The 14,373-nt window shown below is 62.6% G+C and carries 13 protein-coding genes; 8 read left to right on the top strand and 5 right to left on the bottom strand.

Translation table 11 applies throughout. The features are described 5' to 3' along the window. Nucleotides 1–97: 97 nt before the first annotated feature. Nucleotides 98–1,426, bottom strand: a complete 1,329-nt coding sequence (locus tag OES25_16480) for a COX15/CtaA family protein (protein MDH3629237.1) — start codon at nt 1,424–1,426, stop codon at nt 98–100. A gap of 50 nt (nt 1,427–1,476) precedes the next feature. Here OES25_16480 and OES25_16475 point away from each other — a divergent pair, with 50 nt between their 5' ends. From OES25_16475 to OES25_16465, 3 genes are all read left to right on the top strand, one after another. Then, nucleotides 1,477–3,234, top strand: coding sequence for a VCBS repeat-containing protein (locus OES25_16475; GenBank protein ID MDH3629236.1), 1,758 nt, complete (start codon nt 1,477–1,479; stop codon nt 3,232–3,234). A gap of 21 nt (nt 3,235–3,255) precedes the next feature. Then, nucleotides 3,256–3,864 carry an ASPIC/UnbV domain-containing protein gene (locus tag OES25_16470; GenBank protein ID MDH3629235.1) on the top strand — a complete coding sequence of 203 codons (609 nt, stop codon included), beginning with the start codon at nt 3,256–3,258 and terminating at the stop codon, nt 3,862–3,864. Between the two features lie 62 nt (nt 3,865–3,926). Next, a complete protein-coding gene (locus OES25_16465; GenBank protein ID MDH3629234.1) occupies nt 3,927–4,427 on the top strand; it encodes a paraquat-inducible protein A in 501 nt (166 codons plus the stop codon). On the opposite strand, the gene OES25_16460 is transcribed toward OES25_16465, so the two are convergent. Continuing rightward, nucleotides 4,424–6,028, bottom strand: coding sequence for a tetratricopeptide repeat protein (locus tag OES25_16460; protein ID MDH3629233.1), 1,605 nt, complete (start codon nt 6,026–6,028; stop codon nt 4,424–4,426). The two genes, OES25_16465 and OES25_16460, sit on opposite strands and share 4 nt — an antisense overlap. Then, nucleotides 6,025–7,590: a CRTAC1 family protein gene (locus OES25_16455; protein ID MDH3629232.1), complete on the bottom strand. Its 1,566-nt coding sequence runs from the start codon at nt 7,588–7,590 to the stop codon at nt 6,025–6,027. Before OES25_16455 ends, OES25_16460 begins: the two co-directional genes overlap by 4 nt. Before the next feature lie 400 nt (nt 7,591–7,990). Between OES25_16455 and OES25_16450 the strand changes: the two genes are divergently transcribed. The 5 genes from OES25_16450 to OES25_16430 are packed head-to-tail and all read left to right on the top strand — an operon-like array spanning nt 7,991 to nt 11,661. Then, nucleotides 7,991–8,626, top strand: coding sequence for an SCO family protein (locus OES25_16450; protein MDH3629231.1), 636 nt, complete (start codon nt 7,991–7,993; stop codon nt 8,624–8,626). After that, entirely contained in the window at nt 8,616–9,650 is a 1,035-nt protein-coding gene (hemH, locus tag OES25_16445; GenBank protein ID MDH3629230.1) for a ferrochelatase, read from the top strand. The genes OES25_16450 and hemH overlap by 11 nt, the downstream gene beginning before the upstream one ends. Further along, a complete protein-coding gene (locus tag OES25_16440) occupies nt 9,647–10,165 on the top strand; it encodes a DUF420 domain-containing protein (protein MDH3629229.1) in 519 nt (172 codons plus the stop codon). The genes hemH and OES25_16440 overlap by 4 nt, the downstream gene beginning before the upstream one ends. Nucleotides 10,166–10,182: 17 nt before the next feature. After that, complete coding sequence (locus OES25_16435) at nt 10,183–11,154, top strand: DUF3179 domain-containing protein (protein MDH3629228.1); 972 nt, start codon at nt 10,183–10,185, stop codon at nt 11,152–11,154. 39 nt (nt 11,155–11,193) lie between these two features. Beyond that, nucleotides 11,194–11,661 (top strand): hypothetical protein, encoded by a 468-nt coding sequence (locus tag OES25_16430; GenBank protein MDH3629227.1) that lies wholly within the window; start codon nt 11,194–11,196, stop codon nt 11,659–11,661. A 5-nt stretch (nt 11,662–11,666) separates the two neighbouring features. On the opposite strand, the gene OES25_16425 is transcribed toward OES25_16430, so the two are convergent. Next, on the bottom strand, nt 11,667–12,131 hold the full coding sequence (locus tag OES25_16425; protein MDH3629226.1) for an OsmC family protein: 465 nt from the start codon (nt 12,129–12,131) through the stop codon (nt 11,667–11,669). Nucleotides 12,132–12,174: 43 nt separating this feature from the next. Beyond that, nucleotides 12,175–14,373, bottom strand: a 2,199-nt coding sequence (locus OES25_16420; GenBank protein ID MDH3629225.1) for a putative metal-binding motif-containing protein, incomplete at its 5' end; no start/stop codon positions are given.

Raw genomic sequence — 14,373 nt, 5'->3', positions numbered from 1 at the left:
GACCTCCGCGGCGGCGACGACATCCCCCGCTCCGACACCGGTGGCGGCAACGGCCAGTCCGGGGCCGAGCACCCGAAGCCATCCGCGGAGGTCCCGCTCAGGCATCCTGCGACGGTTTTACGAGACGGATGTTCCAGCAGAGCAACAGGACGGCTAACCCGAGAATCCACGCGCCGAACCACTGATGTGCGGTAGCGAACAGCATCCATCCGCTCACGGAGCCATCGGGCGCTGTCGCCATTCGCGTCGCCACGAACGCTGCGATCCCCAGGACCAGCTGGAGCGGGATGGAAATGGCAAGCAGCACCCCGAGTCGACCCATTCGACCGCCGGTCTCGCTCCGTCCCCAGCTTCGCATCCCGACGTGGATCGCCAGTGGCGTGACCAGGGCGATTCCGGTGGCCATATGGATCATCAGGAGTTGATCGAAGTGCCGTTGGACGGCCCCGAGCACCAGTTGCAGGACGACAGCGGCGATGAGCATGATCCCCAACCGCCGATCTCCACGGGCAGACGGGAGGGCGACCGGCGTGACCGACGACCTCCACAGCGGTGAGGTAAAGGCCGTCAACGCCACGAGGACGGAAAAGAACAGTTGGGCCAAGACGCCGTGGACCGTCGCCAACATGAGACTTGGCGAGGTCATCGACGGGTCGTCACTCAGCGTGAACTTCCCCGTGACCCGGAGGCCGCCCAGGATGCCCTGCACGGTCACAAGGACAAGCGCAGCCAACGCGAAGCGACGGACCCGCTTGCGATCATCCACGCACCACAGGAAGACCGTCAGCACAAGTGTCGTCAGTCCCACGAGCGCACCGAGAAGACGGTGCGCATGTTCGTAGAAGACCGGTCCCGTCATCTTCGAGAACGGATAGAGGAACATGTTGTACTGGAACGAATTTGGCCAATCGACGACCGCCAGCCCCGCCTCTTCCGATGTCACGATGCCACCGGCGGCCAGCAAGACCATCGTTGCGATGACCGCGACCCACGCCAGGGCCGACGACCAGGAACGCACGGGTCCCGCTGCACGAGGAAGGAGGGTACCCACGGCATAGCCAAGACCGGCCAACACGCCCGTGATCAGGATCGAGCCGGGGATCCAGATCGCCGGAGACGGGGCGCCACTTCCCTGAGCGTCGACGACGAAGCTACCCAGCACCAGCAGATTGATCGCGCCGGCGGTGAAGCCCGCGAGCGACGCCGACATCCCACCGACATTTGGGTAGCGACGTAACCAGAGGCCACCGATCACCGGACACAACACCAATCCGACGAGGAGTGGAGGTGCAGGAAGCAGGATGGTGGGCAGGCGACCGAAGTAACCCAGTCCCCACATCGCGACGGCGATCCCAAACCCGCCGACGAGGGCCGGCCCCCAACGATCGGCCCGACGTTGTCGCGGGTCAGGAAGCGTGTGTGTCATCGGGGGCATTCTAGCTGCACGACCGGGGCATTTCCGGTATCTTCTTTCGAATGTTCGGTACCCAGGAAATAAGGGCGGGACGACTCGTCGCCATCGGCGCGATAGTCCTGGCTGCGTGCGTTCAGGCGGCCCCTGCCCAGCAGGCGCCCCAGCTTTCCGATGTCGAGTTGGATGCGAAGAAACAGCTGGTCATCTGGGACGCGGAGCACGTCGCGTTCAAGATCGAGAAACACTTCGGCGTCGGGCTATTTGACGCCCTGGCCGACGACTCTAAGCCCGTCACCGCTCTGGCCCGCCCGGGATTCAAGGGACACCTATTGTCCGGTGACTCCACGGAGAAACGCGTCTCACAGATCTCCTCCAGGTCGCGTTCGGTCGACGAGGGTGCGAAACCGAAGGAAGCGAACGCCGCTGCGGTCTTTGGCCACATGACCGAGCTGTACAAACGTCTCGGCTTCGTGGATCGATACCGACTCCGCGTGCTGAAGCTCCGTCAGATCGGAGACGCGCCCCAACGCTGGGACGCGGCCCTGCTGTTCTCCGTTGCCGGCCGGGATGCCGCGGGTCGCCCGATCGAGATCGACGTTCACTATGCGGCCGAGTTCCGGGTCGAGACACCGGAGGAGATCACGACAACCGCGGCGGTCCTCTCGAAATTGTCGGTGACGGCAGAGACGATTCGCCAGGGCGATCGGATGCTGTTCGAGGAGGTCACCGCACGTCGCGGTCTCTCGCGGTTAGGACTGATCGACAACTGGAAGCTGCCATCGGAAAAGGTGCGAGAGTTCCGCTTTCAGATCGCCGTCGAGGATTTCAACGGCGACGGCTGGCTGGACATTGCCGTCGGCTCGCTGGACGGCACGCCCTATCTTCTGCGCTCGCAGGACGGCAAGAAGTTCGAGAACGTCGCGACGCAGCTTGGATTGAAGAAGGGGCTACGCGCACCCAGGCCGATCCTGAAGCACACCCTCGCCGGCTGGATCGACTACGACAACGATGCCGATCCCGATCTGCTGCTGGGCAGTCGTCTCTACCGCAATGATGACGGCAAACGGTTCGTGGATGTGACCGCGACGTCGGGACTTCGGATCTCCCGCGTTCCGCTGGGCACGGTGGTCTTCGACTACGACCTGGATGGGTTGCTGGACATCTATATCGTGTACCTGAAGGACGACATGCGTCGCTCCCGCATGCCAAACCGACCGTGGGTCGGCGACGTCGAGTCCGGCGGTCAGAACGCCCTCTGGCGCAACCTCGGCGATGGCCGCTTCAAGGATGTGACGCGAGAGACCCATGCCGGTGGCGGCCCCCAACAGTCGTTTGCGGCTGCCGCGCTTTTCTTTAATGACGATATCTACCCCGACCTCTACATCGCCAACGACTTCGGCACCAACGTCCTGCTGATCGGCAGCGCCGACGGGACGTTCCGCGATGCCACCGGCGAGACAGGAATCGGCGACTACTCGACCAGCATGGGAGTCTTCGCCGGCCACCTGAATCACGACGACAAGCCCGAGATCTACGTGGCAAACATGTACTCCAAGATGGGGCGACGGATCATCTCGTTTGTCGGACCCGACGACTACCCGGAAGGGGTCTACCCACAGATTCGCGGATCGTGCGCGGGCAACCGTCTCTATGCGGTCCAGAGCGACGGCAGCTTCGCCGAACGAGGCGACGATGCCGGTGTCAGTCATGTCGGCTGGGCCTACGCCCCGACGATGGTCGACGTCGATGGAGACGGTCTCAACGATCTCTACGCCACGACGGGATTCATGAGCGCCGATCGCGATGAACCCGACGGCTGAACCTGCCTTTGGAGGGCCGTCGTGACACGGCCCCTGGATCGGAACGCGAGACTGCCGCAACTTCGTGAGATGGACGAGGAGGCCGGCGAGTTCTGGGTCGAGAATCCGTTCACGATGCCGAAGGAAGGCCTGAACATCAGCGCCTACGAGCGCAATCGCCTTTTCCTCAACACCGACGGTAGCGACTTCGTCGACGCGTCGTTCGCCAGTCGGGCGGACATCGACTCGGACTCCCGCGCAGTGATCGGCGCGGACTTCAGCGGGGACGGCGCGCCGGACCTGCTGGTTTCGTCGGTCGGTGGCGGGCCGCTGCGGCTGTTCGAAAATCGCTTCCCGTCACGGGCCCGGGCACAGATCGAACTGGTGGGAACCAAGAGCAACCGCATGGCGATCGGTGCCCGCCTGACCTTCGAGGTCGGTGGACAGCGGATCGTCCGGGATCGGTTCCCGCACAACCCCGGCATGGGACAGGGGCCGGTCGAGACCGTGGTCGGCCTCGGCGATGTCGGGAAGATCGACACGTTGACCGTCCGTTGGCCCAATGGCGAAACGCAGCACTTCAAGGACGTCCCCGTGGGGCCGCAGGTGACGATCGTCGAGGGCGAGGCCGGATTCAAGACGGCGCAGTGAAACCTTTGACGCTCTGGATCGTCTACCATTCAGGATCGTGACCCATTGAACGGAGTGGCCCGTTGAGCAAGAGAAACTGGTTCGCCCTGGCGCTGATCGTCGTTTCATTTGGACTGCTCTACCCCGGCCTGACCGACGACCTGATCACCATCAGCGTCTCGTTCGGCGGTCTGCAGCTGATGAACGAGACCCGTAGCATCCTGGGGACCGTCCGATCGCTCCACGAGTCCGGCAACGACATCGTCGCCGGCATGATCTTCTTTTTCGGCGTGATGGTGCCCTTCATCAAGGCCGGGATCTTGTTCATCGTTCTGGCGATGCGTCAGAGTCGGATGCGTTACCGACTGTTCGGATTCGTCAAGGCGATCAGCAAGTGGGCGATGTCCGACGTCTTCACCGTCGGGGTGTTGGTCGCATTCCTGTCGGCCAAGGCCACCGAGGCGATGGATGCGAAGATCGAACGGGGCTTCTACTTCTTCGCCGCCTACTGCGTGCTCTCGATCTTGGCGCTGCAGTTCATGAAACTGCCGCCGGATCCGGACTCCGAAGCCCCGTCCAACTAGGACGGCGAGAGCAGAGGGTGGTCCATCGACCACGGTGCGGTGGCGGGCTGACCACTGCGATAGCGCTGGAGGTTGGCTTCCAGTTCCGGAAGCAACCCATCGAGCCCACCGGCCCTCACCTGGGTGATCACCTGCTGTTGTAACGCCGCCGCCTCCTGGAACCGACCGATGCTGGCGGCCACCATTGCCAGGGTCGTGGCGTACTCGACGTGCAGCTGCTCGACCAGCAGCTTCTGCGCGAGAGCCATCGCCTGTCTCGGATCCCTGACCGCAGGATCCGACGCACCGGCAAGAACTCTGGCCAACGCATTACAGATCTCGAGGTTGTCCGGAATCGCCTCGTAGGCCTCCTCAAGTCGACCCCTCGCCTCCGCATCCCGCTGAAGTCGGATCAGCGTATAGGCTTCCGCCAGACGTGCGGCCGCTCGACCGGGGTCTCCCTCGATCACCACACGATAGTGCGGGACTGCAGCCGCATGCTGGCCGGTGCGACGCAGCGCGTTTGCCAGGTTGAAGTGGGCATCGAACATCTCCGGACGTTCCGAGACGACAATCCGGTGGTGCTCGATGGCGGCGTTGTCGTCCCCCAGCTGCGCCAACAGCGTTCCCAGATTGTAGTTCGCGATGGGATCCCTGGGTGAAATCTCGATCGCCTTCTCGAAGGCCTTTCTCGCGCCTTCGATATCTCCGGTCTCGATCAACGTGCGGCCGAGATTGTTGTGGGGCAGCGGATCTTCGGGGGTCACTTCGACCGCGGCCTCGAACTCCGCCTTGGCGTCCTCGACTCGACCTTCCTTGAACAACAGCGTGCCGCGCAACCCGTGAACGCGGGTACCTTCTGTCAGTTGCTGCAACGCCCCGCGCCTGGGGTCCGGAGGCTGAGGGACGACATCGCCTCGCGCCTCCAGGTGTTCGTTGGCCCGTTCGACATCGCCCTGGCCACGATAGGCCAGCGCCAGCGGGTAGTGGATCGCATTCGCGTCGGGAGCGAGGGCGAGTCCATCCAGCAGGTACCCGATCGCCAGTTCGTTATCTTCACGGGCCAGCGCAACTCGACCCAACCCGAATAGGGCCGCCGCGGAATCGGACTGCAGTTCGAGGACTCGACGAAATCCACTCTCCGCATTGTCGTATTCGTTGTCCGTCAGTGACATCTCGGCGTTCCAGACGATCGACGGGAGGTCGGCGGGTTCCTGTTCCAGGACGCGGTCGAAGTGTTGGCGAGCTTCGTCGTGCTCCCCTGCCCGGCGCGCCAGCAATCCCAGGTAATAGTGCCAATCCGCTGCCGCCGAATCCATCTCGACAGCCCGCAGGTAAGACGCGCGGGCGGCCAGCGGAAAGTCATGGACCTGATAGACCATTCCAAGTTGCCCGTAACTGGCAGCCGAATCTTCGGTCTCGGCGTTTCGGCGAGCGAGGGTGATCCGCTCGGCGACATCGGCGTCCAGTCCGTCGAGCGAAGGATGATCGATACCGATCGACACGGCGGATTCGGTGGGTCCGGCCGGAGGCGTAGCCTCGGTCGGGGGATCGCTCTGGCCGGTGCAACCTGCCGTCAACGCCGTCACGAGCAAGAGCCCAAGAACGACTTTCACGCTCACGGTTCGCGACTCCCGGTCCCCTTCTTCAGTGTTACGTACTGCCTCGTACTCGGTGCGTCCCATCGCTCCTCAACCCCATCCGGCCACGTCACGCGGATCTCCCGCAGACGACTCCTGCCGTTCAGTCCCAATAGTACACGTGGGTCGCTGGAAGAGAGATAGCTGGCCGCCGAACGAACGGCTCGGTGGAGCGGAGGACCGTCGACCAGAACCGCCTCGACACGTGCACCCGTCGCGGTCCCGTCGGCGTCACCCTCAACCAATCGGAGGCCTAGCCACTCGGCGTCCTGCCCGACCCGGTTGACCCAGAGTTCGGCCGGCCCACTGTTGTTGCAGACCAGGATATCGGTGTCGCCGTCATTGTCGATGTCGCCGAACGCCGCTCCTCGACCGACGCGTGGCTCCGTCTCGTGAAGCTCTGCCTCCTCGAATCGGACACCGGCTAGATTTCGAAATAACTGATTCTTCTGGTCGTAGGGGTAAGGATCCTGACCGAGATCACGATCCGCGACGGCGCGAACCCCTCCGTTTGCAACAAAGAGATCAAGCCAGCCGTCGTTGTCAAAGTCGATCCAGCGGGCCCCGAATCCGGTTGCGTGTTTGGTAGGAGTTCCGATCTCGATCTCGTTGGACCTGTCCGCAAACCAACCGTTCCCGTCGTTGACATAGACCGTGTGGGTCTCATCCTCCAGGTGGGTCATCACGAGGTCGGGATCCCCGTCGCCGTCAAAGTCGGCCACGTCGACCCCCATGCTGGCCTCGGCCACACCGTCCTCGTTGAGGGCGCATCCAGCAATCAGCGCATCGTCCCGAAACGTGCCGTCACCCCGATTGACCCACATCCGGTTGGGTGTTCCATCGTTCGCCACGTAGAAGTCGACATGCCCATCGTTGTTGAGGTCTTCTGCGACAACGCCGAGCCCGGCGCCACTCTCCCGTCCGATCTGGCTCTGAGGAGTGCGATCCTCGAACGTCCCGTCGCCACGATTTCGGAACAGGCTGTCCGGCTGCGGTCTATAGCTTGAGGGGCCACAATAGTCGAGAGTGCTTCTGAAGTTGAAGCACTGCTTGTTGCCGGCGATAGTAAACGAGACATAGTTGATAACAAACAGGTCCGGCCAACCATCGCCGTCGTAATCCGCGAAGATGGCACTGGCACTCCAACGGGAATCATCGACGTGGGCCGTTACCGTCACGTCGGTAAAGCTGCCGTCCCCGTCGTTGCGCCAGAGGACGTTAGATCCGAAGTTGGTGACGTAGAGGTCGGGCCAACCGTCGAGATCGTAGTCGCCGACCGCCACTCCCATCCCGTAGCTGACTCCGGCAATGCCGGCCTCGTCGGTGACATCGGTGAACGTCAGTTGACCGGTCGGATGGAGTTCGTTGCGGAAGAGCCGATCCCCCGGCTCTACCGGCGGGGCGGTGGTCATCGGCCCGGCGGGATCATGGCTCGGAAACTCGACACCCTGGACCAAGAACACATCCAGATCACCGTCGCGGTCGTAGTCCACCAGAGCGCCGCCGGATCCCATGATCTCCGGAAAGTAGTAGGCGCCACTCATCCCGTTGTAGTGGGTAAATTGCAGGCCGGCAGCCTGCGCCTGCTGAGTGAAGGGTGAGGCGCCGGGAAATTGGGGTGAGCCGGTGGCGGCGGGTTCAGAATGCTTTCCGCAGCCGACGAGCGACAGGGAAACGAACAGTAGCAGGAGAAGGGCTGTGTGAAGGGCTCCTTGCCACCGACATTCCCGCCACCGGTCCACCCAAGTCAACTTCCCAGTGAAGTCGGCCCACAGTATACGGCGTTCTGCTAGATTTGTGGCAAGGATTTCCGAGAACCGCTTGCAATCGAAAAACATCAATGATTGTAGCGATTTTTGGGTGGATTGGGCGGGTGTTTGGGGGCTCCGCAGGGCCCGTGGCAACCGCCGACGCCACTGGCTAGACTGCCCCACCGGAGGATCCGTGGGCAACGAATTGACACGCTGGCAGCGCTGGCTCCACAACCCCCTGGTGTGGGCGGTGATCATGGGCTGCGCGATGATGACGCTCCTCCGTCCGATGATGCGCAACGTCCCCGATCCTCCCCCGGTCCTCGGACAACTTCCAGCCTACACCCTGACGACCCAGGACGGTCAGCCATTCGGCAGCGACGAGCTGGCCGGTCAGGTCTACGTCGCCGACTTCTTCTTTACACGATGTACGGCGATCTGTCCGTTCCTGACACAGGCAATGACAGAACTGGACAACCGCTACCAGCGGGAGGGTGTCGAGGGGATCCGGATCGTCAGCATCTCCGTCGATCCCGAGCACGACACGGTCCCGGTGTTGAAGGAGTACGCCGAGATGTGGGAGATCGATTCGAGCCGCTGGACCCTGCTGACCGGAAGCGATCCTGCGATTCGAGAGCTCGTGGTGGACGGCTTCATGACCGCCATGGATCGTCAGGCGGACGTCGAGGGGGAGCCGGTCGACATCGCCCACAGCGGCAAGTTTGTCATCGTCGATCAGCGTGGTGCGATCCGCGGCTACTACGATCACGACGAGGAGGGTCTCGACGAGATCTTCCATCGATCTCAGCATGTGCTTTATGAAAAGTGATCGTAGCCCCAAGACCGGCCTGCTGCTGGTCAACCTGGGGACTCCCGACAGCCCGGCCCCCGGGGATGTACGGCGTTACCTGCGAGAGTTCCTGTCGGACCCGCGGGTCCTTGACATGAATTCGTTTGGACGCTGGCTGCTGCTCAATCTGGTGATCCTGCCAAGACGCCCGCGAGAGTCCGGGAAGGCCTACGAGCAGATCTGGACCGAGGAGGGCTCTCCCCTCCTGATCCATACCGAGGCGTTGACCCGGAAGGTTCAGGCCCTGGCACCGGAAGATGTGCACGTCGACTTCGCCATGCGTTATGGGAACCCGTCCATCGCCGACGTGCTGGCGCGCTTTCGTGACCGAGGGATCGACAACCTCATCGTCTTCCCGCTCTACCCCCAGTACAGCTCCGCCGCCAACGGCTCGTCCCTGGAGCGGGTCTTTTCAGAAGCCGCGAAGCTGTGGAACGTCCCCGCGATCTCCGTCGTCCCCCACTTCTACGATCATCCGGCATTCCTGGATTCGGTGGCGCACGTTTCACGCCCCGGCCTGGATCTGGATCGGATGGAACGGGTCTACTTCAGTTTTCATGGACTTCCCGAGCGGCACTGCGTGAAGAGCGACGACACGGGTCGCCACTGCCTGAAGTCCGACAACTGCTGTGATCGGATCGTCGACGCCAACCGCAACTGCTATCGCGCCCAATGTTTCGCGACGGCCAGGGATCTCGGCGATCGACTCGACATTCCGGAAGAGAAACGGGTCATCTGCTTCCAGTCACGGCTGGGCCGCACGCCGTGGATCAAGCCCTACACCGACGTGATCCTCGAGCGCGACGCGAAGGCCGGGGTTCGTCATGCGGCGATCCTGTCGCCGGCGTTCGTCGCCGACTGTCTGGAGACCCTGGAGGAGCTGGGCATCCGGGCGTTGGAGTCCTGGCGTGAGGCCGGTGGCGAGACGCTGGCCCTGCTGCCCTGCGTGAACTCCGACGATTCATGGGCGAAAGCGGTCCTACAGATCGTCGCAGACCGATGAAACGCTCGGCCTTCCCGCTAGGGATCGTGCTGGCCGCCGTCGTGATCGTGCTTGTTGTCTACTTCGTGAGCGGGTCCGCGCCGACCGACGAGAGCCTCAGCCATCGCCCGCGACTCCACGCCATCCTCAACGGCACCTGCGCCTGTCTGCTGTTGCTGGGTCTGTTCTTCATCCGCCGACGCCGTATCGGCGCGCATCTGACGACCATGCTCCTTGCCACCGGGACGTCTGTTGCCTTCCTGGTCTCCTACCTGGACTACCACCGACACGCAGGTGCAACCCCGTTCCAGGGTGACGGCTGGTCCCGTCCGGTCTATTTCGGCATCCTGCTAAGCCACACGGTCCTGGCCGCGCTGGTCCCGCCGCTTGTCGCCTGTCTGATCTGGTTCGCCGCCCGCAAGCAATTCGACCGTCATCGCAAACTCGCGCGCTGGACCCTCCCGGTCTGGATCTATGTCTCGGTCACCGGCGTTCTGATTTACTACATGCTCTACATCGCGTTCGCGCCCAACTAATTCCCAGGAGTCGACCGATGGCTGATCGCAAGCGTGTCCTGGACTTCCGCAGCGGCGGCTGGGTCCTTTGGGTCGCTCTGGCGTTGTCGCTTGTCGTCTCCAGCTGGCGCGTGGTGCCGATGCTGCGCTCCGGCGATGGGGCCGTCGGCGATGGGCGCACGGTGGAGAGCTATGGGTTCGAGGTGGGAAGTTTCACCCTGGACCGATCGGTGCTGGTCGCCGGCGGCGTCCCGAAGGACGGCATTCCCGCGCTGGACAATCCGCCGACGATGGCGGTGGCGGAGATGGCCACGTTCAACGAAGAACATCGTGGCAGCTTCCTGGTCTCCGAAGATCGGGTGATCGTGGTGCAAGTCGGCGAAACGGTGCGTGGCTATCCGATTCGAATGATGAACTGGCACGAACTTGTCAACGACACGCTGGACGGTCGACCGATCCTGGTGACCTACCACCCGCTCTGTGACAGCGTCGTCGCCTATGACCGCACGGTGGCTGATCGTATCCTGCGGTTCGGGCATAGCGGGTTGCTATGGAACTCCAATGCGCTCTACTACGATCGCGAGGCTTCGGATGGCGCCCCGAGCCTGTGGAGTCAGCTACTGGGACGGGCCGTTTCCGGGCCCGCCGCGGAACGTGGGGACTCGCTGGCTGCGTTGCCGACGCTGCTGACGACCTACGCCGAGTTCGCGTCTGAGTTTCCCGAGGCGACGGTGCTGAGACCGGCGGAAGACAAGCTCAGGCGCTACCAGCGACGACCGTACGACAACTATCTCCGAACGGGAAAGCTGCGGTTCCCTGTGACTCCAGCGGCGGATCCCGATTGGCGGATACGCATGCAGCGGTTCGCGCGGATGGTGGGGCCTGGGGAAAGCGTGACAGTGGGACCTGCGGAGGACTTTCCCACAACCACCCTGCTGGGACGGACCGATATCGACGTTCGCTACGGGTTACAGTTCGCGATCGTGGGTGTGCTCGGGGAATCCGATTAGGTGACTGGACGGACCCGCGAGTCAACGCGTAACACTCTCATGCGACACCTGCTGCCCCTCTTGCTGATCTCCCTCACATTGTCCTGCGGCGGACCGACCGACGAGGATCGCATCCGCAATCTGATCGCCGACGGCGAGGCGGCCGCGGAAGCCGGCAACCTTCGCGCGCTCACGTCCCTACTCGACGAGAACTACTCGGACGCTGAGGGACGGGACAAGCGCGCGGTCGTGGGAATGCTGGCGCTCTACCTGCAACAAACGCCGGCACCCCACGTGGCGACCGGCATTCGCCGGATCGAAATAGACAGTGCGAATGAAGCCCGGGCCGTCGTCGTCGTCGCGGTCACCGACACCCTCTGGACCGACCCGCGAAACCTTCGCGAATTACGGGCCGACCTTCAGACGTTGAATCTGCGGCTGATCCGTCGCTCGGGACGGCCCTGGCGGATCGTCGCTGTCGAGGCAAAGCCTGCCGAGGTTTCTGATTTGATCGACCTGCTGCGTTGATCGTGTCATGGGATCTCGACTGTCACGGAAGTCTTGACGGAATTGGCAATGAAGCACCTCTTGTGTGCCGAGTTGTGCAGCTTCTCAAGAACCGCCCGATCCGGTTGCCTCTCGCCCGAGAACACCACTTCTGGCCGGAGCTTGACTGTGGTCATTGACATCTTGCCGTCGGCGTCCTTCTCAACTACCCCAACGGGATTGTCCACGTAGCGGTCGATGACGTAGCGCTGCTTCGCTGCGATCGCCATGAAGAACAGCATGTGACAACTCGACAGCGATGCGACGAACGCTTCTTCCGGGTCGACACCCACTTCTGTCGAGTACGGCAACGGCACGATATGCGGAGACGAGGATGCCTCGACCGTCTGCCCACCGTCGAAACTCCACTGGTGGGCTCGACTGTACTTGTTATCGATGTACGGCTCGTCTGCGCCGCGCTTCCATGAGACTCGTGCTACATACTCCGACATAGTGCCTCCGGGGATCGGTCCATTATGACCGATCCCCGCAGGATTATGGACAGGTTGCGGCAGCCCTTTCGATTGCGTCGCTATCGGCTCCCGGCGACCCATCGCCACAGGCATTGAGCGGCCGCGACAGGTAGAAGAAAACCGCACCGCTCGCCGGCACATTGGCGTCGACCGCCTGCGTATCCGACCCATCGTCGGACTCCACGCAGACCGGCAGCGTGACGAAGTCGTCCGCTGCGTCGGTGCGAAGAACGTCGTAGTTCACGCTGGTTCCACCCAGCATCGCCGGCGCGCTCCACTGCATCGTGGTCGGATCCACAAACAGGAGGTTCTGCGATTCGGACGGCAACGCATTCACGTCGAAGTTCCCGTCGTCACAATCGTCGCAGACCAGGACCGTGTCGGAATCGGCGTCGCCGTCGTCCGCCGTTCCGCTGCAGCTATTGTCGTTGCCGTCACAGATCTCGAGCGCGCCGGGGAAGCTGATCATGTCGGCGGGGTCACAATCGGCACCGCCGAGGATCGACGGCTGATCGCCCTGGGTGTCGCTCCAGATGGCGCAGGCCACGAAGAGATCCAGATCGCCGTCAAGCTCATTGGCCGGCACAATCGTATCGCAGTCGTTGTCGTTGCCGTCGCAGACCTCCGTCGCTCCCGGGAAACTAGTCCCGTCCGCGTTGTTGCAGTCGGCACCGCCGAGAATGGCAGGTTGGTCACCCTGGCTATCGGCCCAGGTCGAACACGCCACGTAGAGATCGGAATCGCTGTCGAGCTCGTCGGTCGGCACGATCGTGTCGCAGTTGTTGTCGTTGCCGTCGCACACTTCGGACGCGCCGGGGTAACTGGAGCTATCCGAGTTATTGCAGTCTGCGCCACCGAGGATCGCAGGCTGGTCGCCCTGAGAGTCGTTCCAACCGGAACAGCTGACGTAGAGATCCGAGTCGCCATCGAGCTCATCGGCCGGCACAGTGGTATCGCAGTTGTTGTCGTTGCCGTCACAAAGCTCAGCCGCACCTGGGTAACTCGCGATGTCGGTGTCGTCGCAGTCGGCACCGCCGAGGATCGTTCCCTGGTCGCCCTGCGTGTCACTCCACACCGAACACTCGACGTAGAGATCCGCATCGTTGTCGATCTCATCGAGCGGCACAGATGCATCACAGTTGTTGTCGTTGCCGTCACAAAGCTCAGCCGCACCTGGGTAGCTCACGATGTCGGTGTCGTCGCAGTCGGCACCACCGAGAATCGCGCCCTGGTCGCCCTGAGTGTCGCTCCACCCGGAGCATTCGACATAGAGATCCGCGTCGTTGTCGATCTCGTCGAGTGGCACAGATGCATCACAGTTGTTGTCGTTGCCGTCACACAGCTCAGCCGCACCTGGATAGCTGACGATGTCGGTGTCGTCGCAGTCGGCACCACCAAGAATCGCGCCCTGGTCGCCCTGGGTGTCGTTCCACCCGGAGCATTCGACATAGAGATCCGCGTCGTTGTCGATCTCATCGAGCGGCACAGATGCATCACAGTTGTTGTCATTGCCATCGCACAACTCAGCCGCACCTGGGTAGCTGACGACATCGGTGTCGTCGCAGTCGCCACCACCGAGAATTGCGCCCTGGTCGCCCTGGGTGTCGTTCCACCCGGAACACTCGACGTAAAGATCTGAGTCGTTGTCTATCTCGTCGAGCGGAATGGTCGCGTCGCAGTTGTTGTCATTGCCATCGCACAACTCGGCCGCACCTGGGAAACTGGCGCTGTCGCCATCGTCGCAGTCGGCACCACCGAGAATCGCGCCCTGGTCGCCCTGGGTGTCGTTCCACGCCATACATTCCACGTACAGATCCGAGTCGTTGTCGATCTCGTCGAGCGGAACGGATGCATCACAGTTGTTGTCATTCCCGTCACACAGCTCCGTCGCTCCCGGGAATGAGGTGGAGTCGGAGTCGTCGCAATCGGCACCACCGAGAATCGAGGGCTGATCGCCCTGCGTGTCATTCCAACCCGAGCATTCGGTATAGAGATCCGAGTCGAGATCCAGTTCATCACCCGGTATCGACGCGTCGCAGTTGTTATCGTTGCCGTCGCACTGCTCAGCCGCACCTGGGTAGCTGACGATGTCAGTGTCGTCGCAGTCGGCACCACCAAGAATCGCGGCCTGGTCACCCTGGGTGTCGTTCCACCCCGAGCACTCGACGTAGAGATCCGAGTCGTTGTCGATCTCATCAAGCGGAATCGAAGTATCACAGTC

The sequence above is a fragment of the Acidobacteriota bacterium genome (assembly GCA_029861955.1).
GTDB lineage: Bacteria > Acidobacteriota > Polarisedimenticolia > Polarisedimenticolales > Polarisedimenticolaceae > JAOTYK01.
Note: the sequence above shows the minus strand (reverse complement) of the source record. Positions and strands in the feature narration are given on the sequence as shown.

Excerpts from the sequence above, each read along its gene's own strand:
- OES25_16425 (MDH3629226.1), bottom strand. The coding sequence starts at position 12,131 with ATGTCGGAGTATGTAGCACGAGTCTCATGGAAGCGCGGCGCAGACGAG.
- OES25_16435 (MDH3629228.1), top strand. The coding sequence starts at position 10,183 with ATGGCTGATCGCAAGCGTGTCCTGGACTTCCGCAGCGGCGGCTGGGTC.
- OES25_16440 (MDH3629229.1), top strand. The coding sequence starts at position 9,647 with ATGAAACGCTCGGCCTTCCCGCTAGGGATCGTGCTGGCCGCCGTCGTG.
- OES25_16475 (MDH3629236.1), top strand. The coding sequence starts at position 1,477 with ATGTTCGGTACCCAGGAAATAAGGGCGGGACGACTCGTCGCCATCGGC.
- OES25_16455 (MDH3629232.1), bottom strand. The coding sequence starts at position 7,590 with ATGAGTGGCGCCTACTACTTTCCGGAGATCATGGGATCCGGCGGCGCT.
- hemH (MDH3629230.1), top strand. The coding sequence starts at position 8,616 with ATGAAAAGTGATCGTAGCCCCAAGACCGGCCTGCTGCTGGTCAACCTG.
- OES25_16480 (MDH3629237.1), bottom strand. The coding sequence starts at position 1,426 with ATGACACACACGCTTCCTGACCCGCGACAACGTCGGGCCGATCGTTGG.
- OES25_16430 (MDH3629227.1), top strand. The coding sequence starts at position 11,194 with ATGCGACACCTGCTGCCCCTCTTGCTGATCTCCCTCACATTGTCCTGC.